General features: G+C 67.7%; 11 protein-coding genes. 5 read left to right on the forward strand and 6 right to left on the reverse strand.

The window, feature by feature from the left end:
* Positions 1 to 7 precede the first annotated feature (7 nt).
* The 4 genes from PW843_14485 to PW843_14500 form a co-directional block, all read right to left on the reverse strand.
* A complete protein-coding gene (locus tag PW843_14485) occupies positions 8 to 3,343 on the reverse strand; it encodes a transglutaminase family protein (GenBank protein MDE1147806.1) in 3,336 nt (1,111 codons plus the stop codon).
* Positions 3,344 to 3,487: 144 nt separating this feature from the next.
* Positions 3,488 to 5,398: a tetratricopeptide repeat protein gene (locus PW843_14490; protein MDE1147807.1), complete on the reverse strand. Its 1,911-nt coding sequence runs from the start codon at positions 5,396 to 5,398 to the stop codon at positions 3,488 to 3,490.
* A 67-nt stretch (positions 5,399 to 5,465) separates the two neighbouring features.
* Positions 5,466 to 8,063, reverse strand: a complete 2,598-nt coding sequence (locus tag PW843_14495) for a response regulator (protein MDE1147808.1) — start codon at positions 8,061 to 8,063, stop codon at positions 5,466 to 5,468.
* Positions 8,064 to 8,281: 218 nt separating this feature from the next.
* The gene (locus PW843_14500) at positions 8,282 to 8,734 is read right to left on the reverse strand and encodes an Lrp/AsnC family transcriptional regulator (protein ID MDE1147809.1); all 453 of its coding nucleotides are present in this window, start codon (positions 8,732 to 8,734) and stop codon (positions 8,282 to 8,284) included.
* A 102-nt stretch (positions 8,735 to 8,836) separates the two neighbouring features.
* Between PW843_14500 and PW843_14505 the strand changes: the two genes are divergently transcribed.
* From PW843_14505 to PW843_14520, 4 genes are all read left to right on the forward strand, one after another.
* On the forward strand, positions 8,837 to 9,949 hold the full coding sequence (locus tag PW843_14505; GenBank protein ID MDE1147810.1) for a saccharopine dehydrogenase C-terminal domain-containing protein: 1,113 nt from the start codon (positions 8,837 to 8,839) through the stop codon (positions 9,947 to 9,949).
* 148 nt (positions 9,950 to 10,097) lie between these two features.
* Positions 10,098 to 11,609 carry an aldehyde dehydrogenase family protein gene (locus tag PW843_14510; GenBank protein ID MDE1147811.1) on the forward strand — a complete coding sequence of 504 codons (1,512 nt, stop codon included), beginning with the start codon at positions 10,098 to 10,100 and terminating at the stop codon, positions 11,607 to 11,609.
* A 13-nt stretch (positions 11,610 to 11,622) separates the two neighbouring features.
* Complete coding sequence (locus PW843_14515; GenBank protein MDE1147812.1) at positions 11,623 to 12,633, forward strand: DUF1338 family protein; 1,011 nt, start codon at positions 11,623 to 11,625, stop codon at positions 12,631 to 12,633.
* Between the two features lie 395 nt (positions 12,634 to 13,028).
* Entirely contained in the window at positions 13,029 to 13,517 is a 489-nt protein-coding gene (locus tag PW843_14520) for an invasion associated locus B family protein (protein MDE1147813.1), read from the forward strand.
* Between the two features lie 214 nt (positions 13,518 to 13,731).
* On the opposite strand, the gene PW843_14525 is transcribed toward PW843_14520, so the two are convergent.
* On the reverse strand, positions 13,732 to 15,075 hold the full coding sequence (locus PW843_14525) for a hypothetical protein (GenBank protein MDE1147814.1): 1,344 nt from the start codon (positions 15,073 to 15,075) through the stop codon (positions 13,732 to 13,734).
* A 206-nt stretch (positions 15,076 to 15,281) separates the two neighbouring features.
* The gene (locus tag PW843_14530; GenBank protein ID MDE1147815.1) at positions 15,282 to 17,462 is read right to left on the reverse strand and encodes a methyl-accepting chemotaxis protein; all 2,181 of its coding nucleotides are present in this window, start codon (positions 17,460 to 17,462) and stop codon (positions 15,282 to 15,284) included.
* 606 nt (positions 17,463 to 18,068) lie between these two features.
* Between PW843_14530 and PW843_14535 the strand changes: the two genes are divergently transcribed.
* Complete coding sequence (locus tag PW843_14535; protein MDE1147816.1) at positions 18,069 to 19,181, forward strand: LacI family DNA-binding transcriptional regulator; 1,113 nt, start codon at positions 18,069 to 18,071, stop codon at positions 19,179 to 19,181.
* Positions 19,182 to 19,237 lie beyond the last annotated feature (56 nt).

Below are 19,237 nucleotides of genomic sequence, written 5' to 3' on the forward strand. Positions count from 1 at the left end.
GTCCGGGTCAGCCAAGTCTCAGATCCAGGGTCATGGGATAGTCCGGATTGCGCGTCTCCGGCGGGATGGTCATGGGCCCCGGCGTGTGCCCGAAGGGGAAGAACCGCGCCAGGCGCCGCCCCTCCGCCTCATTGGCGTTCACCGGGAAAGTCGTGAAGTTGCGCCCGCCGGGGTGCGCCACATGATAGGTGCAGCCGCCCACGGACCGTTCCGTCCAAATATCCAAAATATCGAATACCAGCGGCGTATGCACGGGGATAGTCGGATGCAGGCATCCCGGCGGCTGCCAGGCGCGATAGCGTACCGCCGCCACGAACTCCCCTTCCGTGCCGGTGGGATGCAAGGGAACGCGCCGGCCGTTGCAGGTGACGGCGTAGCGGTCGCCCACCAGGCCGACCACCCGCACCTGGATGCGTTCCAGGCTGCTGTCCACGTAGCGGACGGTGCCGCCGCCGCCCGGCTCTTCCCCCAGCACGTTCCAGGGCTCCAGCGCCGTGCGCAGTTCCAGCGTCAGGCTGCGGTGGTTGACGCCGCCGATCTTGGGGAAACGGAAGTTCAAGTGGGGAGCGAACCAGGCCTCATCGAAGGCGTAGCCGGCCTCGCGCAGCTCGGCCACCACGTCCTGGATGTCCTGGGTCACGAACTGCGGCAGCAGGAAGCGGTCGTGCAGCTTGGTGCCCCAGCGCACCAGGCCGGCGCGGTAGGGCTCCCGCCAGAACCAGGTGATCAGGGTGCGCAGCAGCAGTTGCTGCACCAGGCTCATCTGCGCGTGCGGCGGCATCTCGAAGCTGCGCAGTTCCAGCAGGCCCAGCCGGCCGGTGGAACTGTCGGGACTGTACAGCTTGTCGATGCAGAATTCGGAGCGGTGGGTGTTGCCCTGCACGTCCACCAGCAGATGGCGCAAGGCCCGGTCCACCAGCCAGGGCGGCGGGTTGGGACCGGCCCTGTCCAGTTCACGGAAGGCGATCTCCAACTCATACAGGCTTTCGTGCCGCGCCTCGTCCACCCTCGGGTGCTGGCTGGTCGGCCCGATGAACATGGTGCTGAACAGGTAGGACAGGCTGGGGTGGTTCTGGAAATAGCTCAGCAGGCTGCGCAGCAGATCGGGGCGGCGCAGGAAGGGGCTGTCGGCGGCGGTGGGTCCCCCCACCACCACGTGGTTGCCGCCGCCGGTGCCGACATGGCGGCCATCCAGCGCGAATTTCTCCGTGCCCAGCCGGGTCTGGCGGGCGTCCTCATACAGGGTGGTGGTGCTGTAGACCAGATCCTGCCAGTTGGCCGAGGGGTGGATGTTCACCTCGATGACGCCGGGGTCGGGCGTCACCGCCATGCTGTTCAGGCGTGGGTCGCGGGGCGGCGGATAGCCTTCCAGCACCACGGCCAAGTCGGTATCCACGCAGGTGCCCTCGATCTGCGTGACCAGGTCGATCCAGTCCTCCAGATGGCTGGTGGGCGGCATGAAGACGTACAGGCGGCCGTCGCGCGGCTGTACGCACAGGGCCGTACGCACCACCCACCAGGCGCTGGCGCCCTTCTCCAGGGACTTTTCCCGCCCGCCGGTGTCGCGTACGTCGGCCATGGCGTGCTGGCGGGTCAGCGGTTCCGTCTGCCCTTTGTGCAGCACCATCTGCCGTTCAAGTTCTGCGCGCGACGGCAGTTCCGGCCGACTGTCGAACGGGTCCTGTTCGTAGCTGTATACCCGGTCGATGCTGTCCACCCAGGGCAGGGAGGCCAGGGGCAGGCGATAGCCGATGGAACTGTCGCCCGGCGCCAGCAGCAGCTTGTCGCTGCGCAGGGGCCAGGCGCTGGACAGCCAGACGGGGCCGGTCGCCTCATGCCGGCGGTTGAGGGGCAGGGCGTAACCGATGGCGTTGCCGAGACCGGTGTCGAACACCTGGGCCAGGCGCGCCCGTTCCTCCGCGTTTTCCAGCTTGGCGTCGAAGGGGTCGACGTTCACCGGCAGTTCGCGTTCCTTGCGGATGTAGTGCCAGGGGTCCTCGAACGCGCCGCGGGCGTAGTCGGGGTCGATGCCCAGCCGCTCCGCCAGGCGGCGGACGAAGCGTTCGGACTCGGCGACGCCATGGCCGTAGTTGCGCCGCTCATCCGCCTGGTACTCGGGATGGGCCCACAGCGCGTCGCCGTCGCGGCGCCAGTACAGCTGCAGGGCCCAGCGCGGCAGGCTTTCGCCGGGGTACCACTTGCCCTGGCCGAAATGCAGCAGGCCACCCTGGGCGTAACGCGCCTGCAGGCGGCGAATGAGGTCGCCGGACAGCAGGCGCTTGGTGGGGCCAAGTGCCTCCGTGTTCCATTCCGCCCCCTCCATATCGTCGATGGAGATGAAAGTGGGCTCGCCCCCCATGGTCAGGCGGATATCGCCGGCCACGATCTCCCGGTCCACCTGTTGGCCCAGCCGGTCGATGGCGGCCCATTGGTCGGGGGTGTAGGGCTTGGTGGTGCGCGGCTGTTCGCGGATGCGGGTAACCGACATGGCGTGTTCGAACGTCACCTCGCACATCTCCAGCTCACCGGAAACCGGGGCGGCGGAGAAGGGATCGGGCGTGCAGGCCAGCGGGATGTGCCCTTCGCCGGCGAACAGGCCGGAGGTGGGGTCCAGGCCGATCCAGCCGGCGCCGGGCAGGTACACCTCCGTCCAGGCATGCAGGTCGGTGAAGTCGGCGGTGGGGCCGTCCGGGCCTTCCAGCGGCTTCTGGTCGGCCACCAGCTGCACCAGGTAGCCCGAGGCGAAGCGGGCGGCCAGGCCCAGGTTGCGCAGCACCTGCACCAGCAGCCAGGCGGTGTCGCGACAGGATCCCTTGCCCAGGTCCAGCGTCTCTTCCGGCGTCTGCACGCCCGGCTCCAGGCGGATGACGTAGCCGATGCGCTGCTGCAGCTTCAGGTTCAGGTCGGCCAGGAAGGCGACGGTGCCGGTGGGCGTCAGGTCCACGCCGGCCAGCAGCTCACGCACCAGGGGGCCCGGCGCGTCGGCCTCCAGGAAGGGCTTCAGATCCTTGGCCAGCCAGGGCTCATAGGTGAAGGGGAACTTTTCCGCCGCCGGTTCCAGGAAGAAGTCGAACGGGTTGATGACCGCCATGTCGGCCACCAAATCCACCTCCAGCGCGAATTCCTCGGTCTTTTCCGGGAAGACCAGGCGGCCCAGCCAGTTGGACTGGGGATCCTGCTGCCAGTTCAGGAAATGCTGCTTGGGCGTGACCTTGAGCGAGTAGGAGAGGATGGGTGTCCGGCAGTGCGGGGCGGGGCGCAGGCGCACCAGCTGGGGCCCCAGGTTGATCAGCCGGTCATAGCGGTAGATCGTCTTGTGATTGATGGCGACGTGGATGCTCATGACTTCCCCTGTTCGCGGAAGCGATGGCGACCCATAGCCCCCGGTGCCCTGTCACAGGCACCGTAGCATCAATGGGCGGAAGCGTAAAAGTGCGTTGCAGCATGTTTTTTGGGCAGCGCAAAATTTAGGCACTTTACCGGACGTTCAGGGCCGCCCGGCGAGGTCGAAGGCCACGGTGGTGCGCAGCTGGGGCCCGTGGAACGGAATGGTGCCGTGCCACATATAGCTGGGGAACAGCACCAGCAGGCCCGGCCGGGGCTGAATCGCCCGTTCCCAGGGGCGGGTGGGGCCGCTGCCCATGGCGACGGCGCCGAAAGTGATCCAGCCCTGCTTGGAGTCGGCATCCGCCACCACGTCCGGCAGGCGCGCGTAATAACAGCCGCTGATCCAGCCTTCGGGGTGGATGTGGTCGGTGTGATAGCCCTGGTCGCGCAACTGCGCCGACCAGGAACCGGACCATTCCAGCTTCTGCCCCCGGCGGCGCAGGTAGGGATGGCCGTCATCCTCCGGCAAATCGTCCACATAGGCGCGGGCCGCCGCCATGATGCTGTCGCGCAGGGCCTGGATGGCCGGGGCGGCGCCCACCCGGGTGAACAGGTTCTCCCGCGTCTGGGTGCCGTGGCGCAGCGTCTGCTCGATGGGTTCGTGCGTGGCCACGTGCTGCGCCTCCAGTGCCGCCAGCAGGTCGGCATGGAAGGCGTCCAGGCGGGTGTAGCCCCGCGGCGGCGCCAGGTCGACCTGGCGGACGAAGGTGTCGTAGTCGTAAAGCCAGCCGGCCGCCGGGTCGTCCAGCAGGCGCAGGGCCGTCGCCTCATAGGCCACGGCGAACTGGTTGTCGGGCTGCAAGGCGCCCAGCCGGCGGGCGGCGGCCAGCGCGTCGGCCGGCCGGTCGGCGCGCAGCGCGCTTTCCGCCATCTGGCTCAGCAGGCGGGTGTCGCCGGGCGACGCGGCCAGGCCGGCCCGGGCGATCTCCATCGCCTCCGCCGCCCGGTTCTGGCGCAGGCGCAGGGTGGTGCGCAGGCGCGGCTGGGCGGGGCTGTCGGGACGCAGGGCGGCGGCGGCGTCCAGGTTGGCCTCGGCTTCCGCGTAACGGCTGTAGAGGGTGTAGGCCTCCGCCGTCATTTCCAGCAGGTCGGGGTCGTCCGGCAGGCGCTGCTTGGCCCATTCGTAGGAATTCATCAGCAGCTCGTGCTGCCCCGTCTCCCACAGCGCCTTGTTCAGGTTGTCCTGGGCGAAGAAGTTGGCGGGATCCAGCACCACCACCTGCTTCAGGCAGTGGATGGCCTCCTCCATCTCACCCAGCGCCAGCAGGGTGTTGCCCAGGTTCAGCCAGGTCTGCCAGCGGTCGGGTGCGTTGCGGACGGCGGCGCGCAGGTGGGGGGCCGCCTCCTCGAACTTCTGTTGGTGGCGCAGGATCAGGCCCAGATTGTTGGTCAGGAAGACGTCGCCCGGCCGCCGGGCCAGGCCGTCGCGCAGCAGGGTTTCCGCCTCGGCGAACCGCCCCAGCATGGACAGCGCCTCCGCCATGCCCACGCGCGCCGGCACATGGTCCGGGTTCAGGCGCAGGGCGCGGCGGAACAGGGGCAGGCTGCCCTCCAGCCGCAGGGTGCGGCCCTCCCTGGTCTCCTCCCGCTCCGCCAGGGCCACCAGGGCTTCGGCCCGGTTGGTGTGCGCCTCGGCATAGTCGGGCTTTTGCGTCACCGCCCGCTCATAAAAGGGCAGGGCGTCGGCCGGGCGGCCAGTGTCCTTCAGCAGGTTGCCCAGGTTGAAGTTCACATGCGGCTGGCGGTTGTTCACCGCCAGGGACTGGCGCATCAGCGCCTCCGCCTCCGTCAGGTCGCCGCGCGCCTTGGCGGCCAGGCCCAGCAGCTGCAGGGCGTCGGCCTCCGCCGGGTCAAGGGCCAGCACCTGGCGCAGCAGCATCTCCATCTGGCCCATGTCGCCCCGCGCCTGGAAGGCCAGCGCCTGGCTGATCAGCGCCTGGCTGCGCCGACGCTGCGAGGGGGCGCCCGGGCGGGCGACGGGGACGGTGAAGAACGGCTGGCCGGCGGTCATGGCGGGCGGGACCCTGTCTCGTGTGAACGCGAACGGCGGGCGCCAAAGAACCCGCCGGATCGTCTGTTTACACGGGCAGGGGCGGGGAAACCGGCGATGATTCCTGAGCGATGTCAACCGGTCGCGCCCACAGGGCGACGACGCGCAGCATCTCCTCAATCTGGAAGGGTTTGGATAGGTAGTCGGTCATGCCGGCCGCCAGATAGCGTTCCCGGTCGCCCTGCATGGCGTTGGCGGTCAGGGCCAGCACGGGCGTGGTGGCGTTGGGGCCGCCGCCGGCGCGCAGGCGGCGGGTGGCCTCGATCCCGTCCAGGCGCGGCATCTGCACGTCCATCAGGATGGCGCTGTAGAGGGCCTTGCCCGCCATCTCCAGCGCCTGCAGGCCGTCCTCCGCGATGTCGACCTTGAAGCCGTTCCCCTCCAGCAGGGTGCGGGCGATCATCTGGTTGATCATGTTGTCCTCCACCAGCAGCAGGGGACGGGCGGGCGTTCCGGCGGCGGGGGCCGGCAGGGGGCGCCGGCCGCCGTCGACCACCACCTCCCGCACCGGCGTGCCGAACAGGCGGGTCAGCGCGTTTTCCAGATCATGGCGGCGGATGGGCTTGGTCAGCACGGCGGCGAAGCCGTCGGCCTGGGCGCGGGGCAGGGGATACGGCACCCCCATGGAGGAGGCCATGATCAGCCGGATGTCGGTCGAGGCCTCGCCGGCGCGGATGCGGCGCGCCAGTTCATCGCCCGCCATGTCCGGCATCATCTGGTCCAGGATGGCCAGGTCGAAGGGCCGGCCTTGCGCGAACGCCGTCTGGATCATGGCCAGCGCCTGCGGGCCGCTTTCCGCCTCATCGATGTCGGTGACCAGGTGGGCCAGCTGTCCGCGCAGGATGCGGCGGTTCATGGCGATGTCGTCCACCAGCAGCACATGGGCGGCGCGCAGCTTCTCCGGCAGTTGGGCGCGGCCGGGGGCGTTGGTCCGGGCGGGCCGCAGGGGCAGGGTGAACCAGAAGCGGCTGCCCTGGCCGGGGGTGCTGTCCACCCCGAATTCACCGCCCATCAGGCCGACCAATTCGCGGGAGATGGCCAGGCCCAGGCCGCTGCCGCCGAAGCGGCGGGTGATGGTGGTATCGGCCTGGCTGAACTTCTCGAACAGGCGGGGCAGGATCTCGGGCGCGATGCCGATGCCGGTGTCCACCACCTCCACCCGCAAACGCACGCCCCCTTCCACGGGCACCATGTCCCCGTCGAAGGGAATGGCTCGGACCTCAATGCCCACGGTGCCCTGGTCGGTGAACTTCACGGCGTTGCCGGCGAAATTCACCAGCACCTGGCGCAGGCGGGTGGGGTCGCCGTTGAAGCGGCGGCGCAAGGTGGCCGGCAGGTCGGCGCCGATCTCCAGCCCCTTTTCCGCGGCGCGGGGCGCCAGCAGGTCGATCACGCCCTCCACCACCTCTTCCAGGTCGAAGTCGATGGCCTCCACCGACATCTGGCCCGCCTCCAGCTTTGAGATGTCCAGGATGTCGTTGATCACGCCCAGCAGCACCTCGGCCGAATACCGCACGGAGTCGGCATACTGGCGCTGGGTCTGGTCCAGGGGGGTGTCCAGCAGCAGGGCGTTCATGCCCATGACACCACTCATGGGCGTGCGGATCTCATGGCTCATGTTGGCCAGGAATTCGGACTTGGCCTGGTTGGCGGCGTCGGCCACCTGACGCGCCGCCGTCAGTTCCTTGTTCTGGGCGGCCAGGTCCTCGGCCAGGCGGCGCAAGCGCCCGGCGGTCAGGCCCAGCCGGTGGGCGGCGGCCAGGACGATGGCGGCCAGCGCCAGGATGATCAGGGTGGCGAAGACGGTCAGGCCGGTGGGCGCGTCGATCAGCCCGGAGCGCTGGGCCCAGACGCAGACCAGGCCCAGCAGGGCCGGCACCAGCGCCACGGCAGGCAGCAGCAGGCGGGCCGCGGTGCCGCCCAGGCCGGCATTGGTCAGGATGGTCAGCGGCCCCCGGTCGGGAAACAGGCTCATCAGGCCAAACGCCGCGATGATGAAGGTGACGGCGGTATGCGGGGCCATGGGAAAGAAGGTGGCGCCCACCTGGTATAGCAGCAGCGTGCCGTAGCCATACCCCATGAGGGCCATCAGACCCAGCAGCAGGTTCACGGCCGCAGCCATCTGGCAGAGCAGGACGCGTTTGGTCGTGGGCCGCGTCGCGGCCAGCAGGCCCAGGCCCAGCAGCAGGAAGTTGGTGGCGGTGTTGGGGGCGACGCCCACGCTGGCGCGCAGGTTGGCGGCGCGCACCGTGCCGATCAGCCAGTACTGGTCGATGCGCAGGGGGGACAGCCCGATCACCTGCGCCAGCTTCAGGGCGCCCACGGCCGCGACCGGCAGGGCCAGCGCGCGTACCAGCCACATGCCGCCGGGGGTCCAGGCGGCGCGGCTCAGGACCATCAGCGCCACACCCACCAGCACGAAGCAGGCGGCGGTGGTGGGGCTCATCGGCGTCAGGCCGGGAACGGGGGCGTAAAGGGCAGCGGTGCCGGTGGCCCAGCCCAGAGTGACCCACAGGCCGAACAGGGCGGTCAGTCCGCCGGTGGCGGCGGCCGTCCCACGATTGACACCCGGTTGATGGGGAACCAGACGGGCCGTTTCCGGATCCGTCGCGCCGCTTTTATACATACCGCCCCAACCCCAACCCAAATCGTTCCAGTGCGGCCCGGGAAAACCGGGTGCTGCGGCACCGGTACGCGCCGACGAGTGTTCATTTATTACGGGATGACGCTAACAATCCGCCGATCCTCTGTCCCACTGTAAAACCTACAGGCAGGAATGTTGAAACCAATTCTAAAAACAACCCTATGGTTGATTTCGCGGCAACCAACCAACGGGATAGGCATTCAACGGGATAGGCGCTGGGACAGGATGATGGAGGAATTGGTCCTTTCCACCCCGTCCAGGGCGCCGATGTCGTCGATCACAGTGTTCATCTCGGCGATGGATTCGGTGGAGACGACGGCGATCATATCGAAGGGGCCGCTGACGGCGAACAGCTGCCGCACCTGGGGCATGCCCTTGAGCTTGGTTTCCACTTGGCGCGCCACCTTCGGCGCGATGGTGATGGCGACATGGCCCTGGATGCGGCGGGCCAGGTAATCGGCATCCAGGCGGATGGTGAAGGCGGCGATGACGCCGCGTGACACCAGGCGTTCGATGCGGGCCTGCACCGTGGTGCGGGAGACGCCCAGACGCTTGGCCAGGGTGACGGTGGGCAGGCGGCTGTCGGCCTCCAACTGGCGCAGCAACGCGATGTCCAGGTCGTCCGCTTGAAATGTGTCGGTCTGACTGTTCATTCTGCCCACCAATTTCCGTCAGATTGGTCGCATTGACCGTTCATTCCGTCAAGGGTTTGCCCGACAGTCGATGCAACAGGGACATTCAGCGGGAGAGCACATATGCGTCGCATCGTCGTCGTCGGGGCCGGCAAGATCGGGGCCATCATCGCGGAAAACCTGGCCGGCAGCGGCGACTTCCACGTGACGGTGCTGGACCGTTCCGCCAAGGCGCTGGACACCGTGTCCAAACGCCTGCCCATCGAGCGGCGTGAGATTGACATCAGCGACGTGGGCGCATTGACGGAAGCGCTGACCGGCGCCTACGCGGTGCTGAGTGCCGCCCCCTATCACCTGACCATCAAGGTGGCGGAGGCCGCAGCATCCGCGCGCTGCCATTACCTGGATTTGACGGAGGACGTGGCCACCACCCGCCGGGTGAAGGAACTGGCCGCCAATGCGCCCAACGCCTTCATCCCGCAATGCGGCCTGGCGCCGGGCTTCATCTCCATCGTCGCCGGCAGCCTGGCCAAGAAGTTCGATACCCTGGACGCCGTGCGCCTGCGTGTCGGCGCCCTGCCGCGCTACGCCAGCAACGCCCTGGGCTATAACCTGACCTGGAGCACCGACGGCGTCATCAACGAGTATTGCGAGCCGTGCGAGGCCATCGTCGAAGGCAAGCTGCGCGAGGTGCCGGCGCTGGAGGAGCGGGAGGAATTCCTGCTGGACGGCCTGCCGTATGAGGCGTTCAACACCTCCGGCGGGCTGGGCAGCCTGGGCGAAGTGCTGGCCGGCAAGGTGCGCACCCTGAACTACAAGACCATCCGCTATCCCGGCCACTGCGCCCTGATGAAAACCTTGCTGAACGATCTGCGGCTGCGCGATCGCCGCGACCTGTTCAAAACCATCCTGGAGGGCGCCTTGCCCGCCACCCTGCAGGACGTGGTGGTCATCTTCGTCACCGTCAGCGGTTTGCTGGACGGCCAGTTGACCCAGGAAAGCTATTCCAGCCGGGTATTCGGCGACCTGGCCCACGGGCGCCAGCGCACCGCCATCCAGACGACCACCGCCGCCGGCATCTGCGCCGTGCTGGACATGCTGTCCGACGGCCGCCTGCCGGCCCAGGGCTTCATCCGCCAGGAAGACATCGCGCTGGAGGAATTCCTGGCGAACCGCTTCGGCAGGGCTTATCTGGGAGCCAACCCGGTCGACCATGTGGTGGCGCGCGTCGCCTGACCTGTCGTGGTGGATCGCTTCCCTATAGGTTCCTAGGACGCGACTGCGTCCGCCGGAGTTTTTCGGGGAGCGAAGCGGACTGAAAAACGAGGATAAGCCAAGGCCGCGGATGCGGCCGCCCGGCGCCTGAGGGAACAAGGGAAGACTTATGACTACCACAACCGACATCCTGTCCGTCCTGGATCGCCTGGGCGTTGACCGCTCGGTATTGGCTGGCGGCGATGTCGTGGCGCGCAGCCCGATCGATGGCCGTGAAGCCGGCCGGGTCAAGGCGGTGTCGGCCGCCGACGTGGACACGCTGGTGCGCAAGGCCCAAGCCGCCCATTTGGAATGGCGGGTCGTGCCGGCACCGCGCCGGGGTGAACTGGTGCGCCTGCTGGGTGAGGAACTGCGCGCCGTGCGTGCCGACCTGGGCCGGCTGGTGACCCTGGAGGCCGGCAAGATCGTCTCGGAAGGCCTGGGTGAAGTGCAGGAGATGATCGACATCTGCGACTTCGCTGTCGGCCTGTCGCGCCAGCTCTACGGCCTGACCATCGCGACGGAGCGGCCGGGCCACCGCCTGATGGAAACCTGGCATCCGCTGGGCGTCTGCGGTGTGATCAGTGCCTTCAACTTCCCCGTGGCCGTGTGGTCGTGGAACGCGGCCCTGGCCCTGGTCTGCGGCAACAGCGTCATCTGGAAGCCGTCGGAAAAGACGCCGCTGACCGCCATCGCCGTGCAGGCGGCGTTTGAGCGCGCGGTTGCCAAGTTCGGGTCGGCGCCCGATGGCCTGTCCATCCTGGCCCAGGGTGACGGTAGGGTGGGCGAGGCGCTGGTGGACCATCCGCTGGTGCCGTTGGTGTCGGCCACCGGCTCCACCCGCATGGGCCGCGCCGTGGCACCCCGCCTGGCGCAGCGCTTCGCCCGCGCCGTGCTGGAACTGGGCGGCAACAACGCCGCCATCATCGCCCCCTCCGCCGACCTGGAACTGGCGGTGCGCGGCATCGCCTTCGCCGCCATGGGCACGGCCGGCCAGCGCTGCACCACCCTGCGCCGCCTGATCGTGCATGAGAGCGTGGCCGACCGCCTGCTGGACCGGCTGGCCGCCGCCTACCGCAGCGTCAAGGTGGGCGACCCACGTGAGGCGGGCACCCTGGTGGGGCCGCTGATCGACCAGGCCTCCTACCAGGCCATGGTCCATGCGCTGGAAGCCGCGAAGGCCGCCGGCGGCACGGTGATCGGGGGCGAGCGGGTGGACGTGGCCGGCGATGGCGCCTTCTATGTGCGTCCGGCCCTGGTGACGCTGCCGGCGCAGACGGGGCCGATGCGGGAGGAGACCTTCGCCCCCATCCTCTACGTCGTGCGCTACAAGACGCTGGAAGAAGCCATCGCCCTGCAGAACGGCGTGCCCCAGGGGCTGGCGTCCAGCATCTTCACCACCGATCTGCGTGAGGCGGAGGCGTTCATGGGTCCGGCCGGTTCCGACTGCGGCATCGCCAACGTCAACCTCGGCCCGTCGGGTGCCGAGATCGGCGGCGCCTTCGGTGGCGAGAAGGAGACGGGCGGCGGGCGTGAGGCCGGGTCCGACAGTTGGAAGGCCTATATGCGGCGCGCCACCAACACCATCAACTATTCCAGTGCCCTGCCGCTTGCCCAGGGTGTGCAGTTCGACATCGGCTGAGGACCGCTTCCCCATGAAGACGCCCACGGTACAGAAGATCGCCGCCGCCCTGATCGGTGATGGCGAGGCCGGCCGGCTGATGGAAATGCTGGCCCTGCATCCCGACTTCCTGGCCAACCACGGTGACGCGGTTCCCCGCGCCGCCGTGGCGCAGGGGCTCAATCTGCTGCTGTTCCGCAATCTGCTGGCGGAGGTGCCGGAGGGTGCCCGTTATGTGCGGGAGCAGGGCGGGCGCATCGTCTTCGACCACGGCGCCCTGCGCACGGTCCAGGCCGCCGGCCTGGGCCCCGTGCCGGCGGGGGCGGCCGCCTTCGCCCGGGTGCTGGAACCGCTGGGCTATCATGTCGGTGGAACCTATCCCCTGGAACGCCTGCGCATGACGGGTTACGCCTACACCCACCGGGACTACCCCGAGGACATCGCCCAGTTCTTCGTCAGCGAAATCCACCTGGATCGTTTCGCCGACACCGTCCGGCGGACGGCGGCGGCGGTGTTCCAGGTGGTGGCGGATCCGTTGACGCCGGCCGCGGCCGCCCTGCTGGACTGGCTGGCCGGCGGCGGCACCCTGTCCCTGGGGCAGGCGACCACCCTGGTGGCGGATCTGGTGCCTTTGTTCGACCGCCACCACGCCGTCCCGACGGTGGCGCAGTATGAGGCGCTGCTGGCGGAGTCGGCTGAACTGGCCTGGATCGCCACCGAGGGCAACCGCTTCAACCATGCCACGGACCGCGTGCCGGACGTGGCGGCGCTGGCGGAGGACCTGAAGGGCCGGGGTTATGACATGAAGCCCAAGGTGGAGATCTCAAGCAACGGCACCGTTCGGCAGACCGCCGTGCGTGCCGCCCAGGTGGAACGCCCCTTCCGCGATGCCGATGGTGGTTTCGTCACGCGTGTCGTGCCCGGTTCCTTCTATGAGTTCATCTCGCGCGATCCCATCGATACGGAAGCCGGGCGGCGCCTGGACCTGCGATTCGACAGCGGCAACGCCCAGGGCATCTTCAAGATGACGGCGGCGGGCACCTGATACTGACGAATTCTGACGGCCTTCTTGTGTGTTTGCGATGCACGCTTTAGGGAAATGTGGGAAATGATTTGGGTCCGCGACGGGTGGGCCATCCCTGCCAGTGTAAGGGCGGAGCTATTGGTTGACCTGGGGGCGGAATGTCTTCCACAATCCCGCGCCTTTACCGGCCTTGCGGTGTCCCGGGTCTTCCGAGCGGCCGTGCCCTGCGCCATAAACTGATAAAGTATTCATCATGACCAATAAAGAAGACCCCGCGACCTCGACCCGCAGCTCGCGCGCCCCGTTGATCGTTATTGGATTGCTGGTGCTGCTGGCGGCCCTGGTGGCGGGCGGCATCATGCTGTACCAGCGCCAGCACGCGGCGGCCCTGAAGCCGTCGGCGCCGGCCGCCGCTGATGCCGGCAAGCCGTCGGGCCCGCCGTGGGCCAAGGCCTGCGCCAAGGACGCACGCCGGCAAGGATGTCTGCTACGTCGAACAGTTCGCCATCGCCAACCCGGGCAACGTCCTGGTCCTGCATGTGCAACTGGGCTACATGTCCGCCGACGGCAAGCCGGTGCTGGTGCTGACCGTGCCGCTGGGGACGCCGGTGCAGCCGGGCCTGCAACTGACGCTGGATGGCGCCAAGCCCATCGCCCTGCCGCTGACCCTGTGCCAGGCCGGCGGCTGCGTCGCCTCCGCCAACCTGGACAAGGACGTGCTGCAGCAGTTCCTGAACGGCAAGGTGCTGATGGTGCGTTACGCCAAGGCGGACAAGACCGCCATGGACGTGCCGGTGCAGTTGGGCGGCCTGGCCCCCGCGTTGCAGTCGCTGGGTGCTCCGCCGACCCCGGCCGAGGCGCCGAAGCCCGCCGACGCCAAGCCGGCGGAACAGCCCAAGCGCTGATCCAGGCTTAATCGCTGAATGAGGAAGGGCGGCGTCCGATTGGGCGCCGCCTTTTTTTTAATGTGCCCTCAAGTGGCGGGCGCCGGCATCCGCCGGCTTGGCTTCCTCAGTTTCCAGTCCACTGCGTTCCCCGGAAACTTCCGGCGGACGCCGTCGCGTCCTACAGCGGCACGAGTTGGAATCTCGTGCCGCTGCACTTTCCTTACCGTAGGGATCAGGTACCGCGTGCCTTGGCCTTGGCGTCCAGGGCGGTGACGGTGCGCGGCGTCATGTCGTCCAGGTTCCAGTCCGCCGGGTTGAAGGGGCGGGCAGCGGGCTTCTCCACCGGATAGCCGTGGATGTCGTCCTGGCTGTTGATGATCTCACCCCGGCCCTCGGCCACGTCGGCCAGCAGGCGGGTGTCGTCATAGTCGCGGTCCCAGGGGCGGGCGCCGGCATCGTGCAGCACCCGCTTCTGTACTTCCGTCGACGGGATGGGCTCCAGTCCCTGCGGCCAGGTCGGGGGCTTTTCCGTCTCGATCACCTTGGCGGCCGAGGTGGTGTAGCGGCCCATCATGGGTAGCGGTTCACCCGCCCGGTCCACGGCCACGTTGTCCCGGCCGTAATATTCCAGGTCGCCATAGCCGCCGATCTCCAGGAAGGCCAGCGGCGTCGGCGTGGACGGGCCGGCGCGCAGCACGTTGCCCACGGCGGCCATCTGGCCGACCTGATAGGGATGGTCGCCCCATTCCTCGGCCTGCAAATTGTAGTGCACCGCCCGCTGGCCGGGATCGTAGATCAGGTTGTTGACGATGACGCCGTGCACGCCGCCCTTGAACAGGGGGCTGCGCTCCACATTGTGGGCGTACAGGTTGCCGACGATCAGGATGTCGGTGATGTTGTCGTGGATGAGCGAGCCCTTGGAATGCTCGATCTTCATATGGGTGGCGCGGGCCAGGCCCTCGGCGATGATGTTGTTGGAATAGGTGATGCGGTGGGAGGTGTGCTCCCGCCATTCCTCCGGCGTGTTGCCGACGAAGCGCGGGCCGGAGGCGGACAGGTTCTCGTCCGTGGCCCAGGTCAGGCTGCAATGATCGACGATGACGTTGTAGGCGCCGCCGATGGTGCTGACCGCGTCCTCCTCCCAGCCGCTTTTCTTGGGCGCGCCGGCATCGCCCACCCGGATGCGGAGGTGCTGTATCACCACGTCGTGGGCGCCGATGTCCATGCCGGCGCGGATCAGGGTGATGCCGGGCGAGGGCGCGGTCTGCCCGGCGATGGTGACGAAGGGTTCCATCAGCTTGACGGTCTTCTGGTCCAGGTCGATGACGCCGCCGACCTCGAACACGATGATGCGCGGGCCCTTGGTCTCAATGGCCTCGCGGAAGGAACCGGGGCCGTCGCCGTTCAGGTTGGTGACCTTGATGATCTTGCCGCCGCGCCCGCCGGGCGTGTGCGCCGCCCAGCCCTGGGCGCCGGGGAAGGCCAGGGCGTCGGTCTTCTCCGCCGCCAGGGCACCGCCGCTGCCCAGCGCGATCAGCGCGGTCATGGCGCCGGCGGTCAGAATGTTTCTGATCAAGGTTATCCTCCCATGGATTTTGTTATGGCGATGATCCGACCCGACGTGCGTTGACGCCAGGCCGTTCTGTCGGTGCCCATAAATGACACCGGTTTCCTATTCAGGCAAGATGCCAAATCCGGGAGGATCGCGGGGTGCGACCGAATGACCTTGTGCGGGGATGGAAGGGGGCGGCGCCGGCCGGATGTGACCGGCGCCGCATCCGGTCAGGCGGTCCTGACCTTGGCGAGGAAGCTGTCCACGGCACTGCCCAGCCGCTTGGTTTCCGTGCTGATGGTGCCGGAAACCTCCAGGACTTCCGTCGCGGTTTCGCGCGTCTCGGACGCGGCCTGGGTGACGCCCTGGATGTTCCGGGTCACGTTCTGCGTGCCGCTGGCGGCCTGCTGGACGTTGCGGGCGATCTCACCGGTGGCGGCGTTCTGTTCCTCCACCGCCGAGGCGATGCCCGTGGTGATCGTCTGCATGTGGCCGATGACTTCGCCCACGCCCTTGATGCTGGCCGCCGATTCCCGGGCCACGCGCTGCATGCCGTTGATCTGGCTGGCGATCTCTTCCGTCGCCTTGGCCGTCTGGGACGCCAGGTTCTTCACCTCGCTGGCCACCACGGCGAAGCCCTTGCCGGCGTCGCCGGCCCGCGCCGCCTCGATGGTGGCGTTGAGCGCCAGCATGTTGGTCTGCCCGGCGATGGAGGAGATCAGTTCCACCACGTCGCCGATCTTTTCGGCCGCCGCCGTCAGGCCCAGGATCTGGGCGTTGGCCTGATCGGCCGTGCGCACGGCGTCGGTGGCGATGCTGGTCGATTTGGTGACCTGCACCGCGATCTCGCGGATCGAGGCGGACAGCTGCTCGGTTGCCGCCGCCACCGTCTGGACGTTGGCGCTGGCCTCTTCCGATCCGGCGGCGACCGCCATCGACTGGGTGCTGGTCTGGTCGGCGGTCGCGGTCATGCCGCTCGCGGCATTGCCCATCTGGCCGGCGGCGGCACTCAGGCTTTCCACCACGGCACGGACGTTGGCCTCCAGTTCGTCGGCGATCTGCGCCAGGGTGGCCCGCCGTTCGGCCTCGGCCTTCTTTTGCAGGTTCAGGCGTTCCTGCTCCGCCTGTTTCAGGTCGGCGGCCATCTTGTTCAACGCCGCCGCCAGGGTGCCGGTCTCGTCCACTTGGTCGACCTTCAGGGCGTGGTCGACCTTGCCGGCCGCCACATCCTCCGCGAAGCGCGCGCTGGCCCGGATGGGGCCGGCGATGCCCCGGCCGACCAGCCACATGGCGGCGACACCGCCTGCGGCGATGACCAGGGCCACGCCGATCTGCAGCAGGGTGTCACGGCCGCCGCGCTTGTCCAGTGCTGCATCCAGGGCCTTGGCCTCGGCCATCGCGACGGCCTGCGGCACGTCGATCAGCACCGACCAGGGGGTTTTGGTCCGGCCCAGGGCGATGGGCGCGAACGCCTTGATGGAATCGGTGCCGGCGTCGGCCGTGACCTGTTCGCGGCCGGCCTGGATCAGGGCCAGATCCTGCTGCCAGCTCTTGTCGAATTTCTCATAGGACTGGCCGATGGCGTCGGGATGTTCGCTGGAGGCGACGATCAGCCCCTTGTGGCTGATGATGGTGACCGACGCCTTGCCGCCATAGACCTTGGCCTTTACCTGTTCCGCCAGCTTCTGGACGAAGGACAGGTCGAAGTCGGCGCCGGCGACCCCCCGGAACTTGCCGTCGATGGTGATCGGCACCGACATGGTGGCCAGGTACACGCTCTTGCCCTGGACGATGTAGGGCAGGGGATCGAGGATGCTCTCGCCGCCACCGCCCTGGGGGCCGATGTACCAGCCGCCCTTCATCACACCGTTGGGGTGCAGGGCGTGGCTGTCGTATTCGACCAGGGGCTGGATGGCGATGTGGCCGGCCGCGTCGCGCGTCCAATAGGGCAGGAAGCGGCCGGTGGCGTCGGATCCCGCGTCGTGGCGGTCCCGGAAGGCGCTGTCCTGCCCGTCCAGGGCGTCGGGCTCCCACGCGCTGTAGGTGCCGTTGAAGCGCGGGTTGTCCTTGAGGACGTTCAGCAGGATGGCGGTGAACTGCGCGCGCCGCAGGGCCGGCGCCGTCGCGCCCTTATCCTGGTTGTTGGCCAGCACCTCGAACGACCGGGCCATGTCGCGGGCGCTGTCGAAGGCGCCGTCGAGCGTGGATTTGATGACGCCGGCCTGGGTGGAGGCCAGCGTCTGCAAGGCCTCCTGGGTCTTGCGGTCGGAAAGGCCGCTCACTTGATCGCCCACATAGTCCTTGGTGTTGCCGGCGGCAACGATGCCGTAGCCGACCAGGGCGCCGGTGGCACCCAGGACGCACAGGGCGGACAAGAGGACGATTTTGGTTTGTATCGAGCGGAAACGCATTCCGGACCCTCCAGATGTAGCACCGGCAGTGGGGGACTTCGTGAATCAGCGTGGCTTGATCGGAAAAATGACAGGCGCCGGCGTGGGTTCCGTGGGGGGCAATTCCAAGGAATATCCGCGCAGGGAACGCCAATCCCCCTTTCAGGCAGCATTGTCGCCTCCCCCTGGATCGGATGGGCAGCATCCGGGCGACAGAAGAAATATCGGATCGATCATTTAACGCGAGGTTAAGTTATTTGAATTTGTCGAAGCGAATCGGTAATTAATTTTCCCCCATCATTAACTGTGATCGTGGGATCATTAAAAATATAAATCCACATCCAAATGTGGTTAATGACTGTATGTTTCCGAACGGGCGTCGAAAAATAAGATACAACCCATCGATTGATAAAGGTTTTTGTTTTTCACTTATTGTGTTGGGCGGCCCGGTATTCTGCGTCGCGGGATTATGATGGCCTTCGGACGCGCGCATCGGCGTCGGCGCTGTTCGGGTGGGTGGTGCCGCCCGCGAGGGCATCCGCAAATCTCTTTTGATGGGGCGCCCGGCGTCCGGCAATGATATCGCTTGGAATAGGGAACCCCAAGAAGACCGCGAAGAAGGCATTCATGACCCAGGACACCCAGCGCAAGGGGCGCCCCCGGCGGGGCCGCGCGGCCGCCATCGAGACCTTGTCGGCCGAGCCCGTGACCTGGACGTTGGACCGCGCCCCCACCATCAACGACGTGGCGCGCCTGGCGCACGTGTCGAAGAAGACGGTGTCGCGCGTCATCAACCAGTCGCCCTTCGTGAATGAAGAGACGCGTAGCGCCATCAACGCCATCATCGACCAGATCGGTTATGTGCCCAGCCCGCAGGCGCGCGGCCTGGCCTTCCAGCGCTCCTTCCTGCTGGGTCTGGTCTATGACAACCCCAACGCCCAGTTCATCGTGAACATCCAGGAGGGCGTGCTGGCCGCCTGTCGCCTGGCGGGGTTTGAGCTGCTGGTCCATCCCTGCGACCAGAAAAGTCCCAATTTCCTGAATGATGCCAAGCAGTTCGTGCAGCGCCAGAATTTGGATGGCGTCATCGTCGTGCCGCCGGCGTCGGAGAACCCGGCGCTGGTGGCGGTGTTGCGGGACCTGGGCTGTCGCTATGTCCGCCTGTCGGCGGTATCGCTGGATGAGGCCGCCAACATGGTGGTCTACAATGATCGCCAGGGGGCGGCGGAGGTGGCGGAACATCTGGCCGGCCTGGGCCACCGCGACATCGGTTTCATCGCCGGCCCCATGCGCCACCGCTCCGCCCACGAACGGCAGGAAAGCTTCGTCGGCACCCTGGCACGGCACGGCATCACCCTGCGCCCCGAGATGGTGGAGGAGGGCGCCTATACCTTCGAATCCGGGGAAGTCTGCGCCACCCGCCTGCTGACGCGGGAGCCGCGCCCCACCGCCATCTTCGCCAGCAATGACGAGATGGCGGCCGGCGTCTACAAGACCGCCCAGCGCCTGGGCATCAGCATTCCCCGCGACCTGACCATCGTGGGCTTCGACGACAGCCCCATCGCCACCCGCCTGTGGCCGTCGCTGACCACCGTGCGCCTGCCCGCCAAGGATCTGGGCCGGCTGGCGGCGGAAAAGCTGATCATCCGCATCTCCAGCGATGAGGAGGATGGCCACACCGCCACCGGCGTCGTCAGCCGCATGGTGGTGCGCGAATCCTCCGTCCCGCCGCGCGGCTGAATCTCTCGACGGGACTTTTCGGCGGGGAAAAATCTCAGAGCGAGATTGACACCGGT

It is taken from the genome of Azospirillaceae bacterium (assembly GCA_028283825.1).
Lineage (GTDB): Bacteria > Pseudomonadota > Alphaproteobacteria > Azospirillales > Azospirillaceae > Nitrospirillum.

Excerpts from the sequence above, each read along its gene's own strand:
- PW843_14485 (MDE1147806.1), bottom strand. The coding sequence starts at position 3,343 with ATGAGCATCCACGTCGCCATCAATCACAAGACGATCTACCGCTATGAC.
- PW843_14520 (MDE1147813.1), top strand. The coding sequence starts at position 13,029 with ATGCCGGCAAGCCGTCGGGCCCGCCGTGGGCCAAGGCCTGCGCCAAGG.
- PW843_14510 (MDE1147811.1), top strand. The coding sequence starts at position 10,098 with ATGACTACCACAACCGACATCCTGTCCGTCCTGGATCGCCTGGGCGTT.
- PW843_14535 (MDE1147816.1), top strand. The coding sequence starts at position 18,069 with ATGACCCAGGACACCCAGCGCAAGGGGCGCCCCCGGCGGGGCCGCGCG.
- PW843_14505 (MDE1147810.1), top strand. The coding sequence starts at position 8,837 with ATGCGTCGCATCGTCGTCGTCGGGGCCGGCAAGATCGGGGCCATCATC.
- PW843_14490 (MDE1147807.1), bottom strand. The coding sequence starts at position 5,398 with ATGACCGCCGGCCAGCCGTTCTTCACCGTCCCCGTCGCCCGCCCGGGC.
- PW843_14500 (MDE1147809.1), bottom strand. The coding sequence starts at position 8,734 with ATGAACAGTCAGACCGACACATTTCAAGCGGACGACCTGGACATCGCG.
- PW843_14515 (MDE1147812.1), top strand. The coding sequence starts at position 11,623 with ATGAAGACGCCCACGGTACAGAAGATCGCCGCCGCCCTGATCGGTGAT.
- PW843_14495 (MDE1147808.1), bottom strand. The coding sequence starts at position 8,063 with ATGTATAAAAGCGGCGCGACGGATCCGGAAACGGCCCGTCTGGTTCCC.
- PW843_14530 (MDE1147815.1), bottom strand. The coding sequence starts at position 17,462 with ATGCGTTTCCGCTCGATACAAACCAAAATCGTCCTCTTGTCCGCCCTG.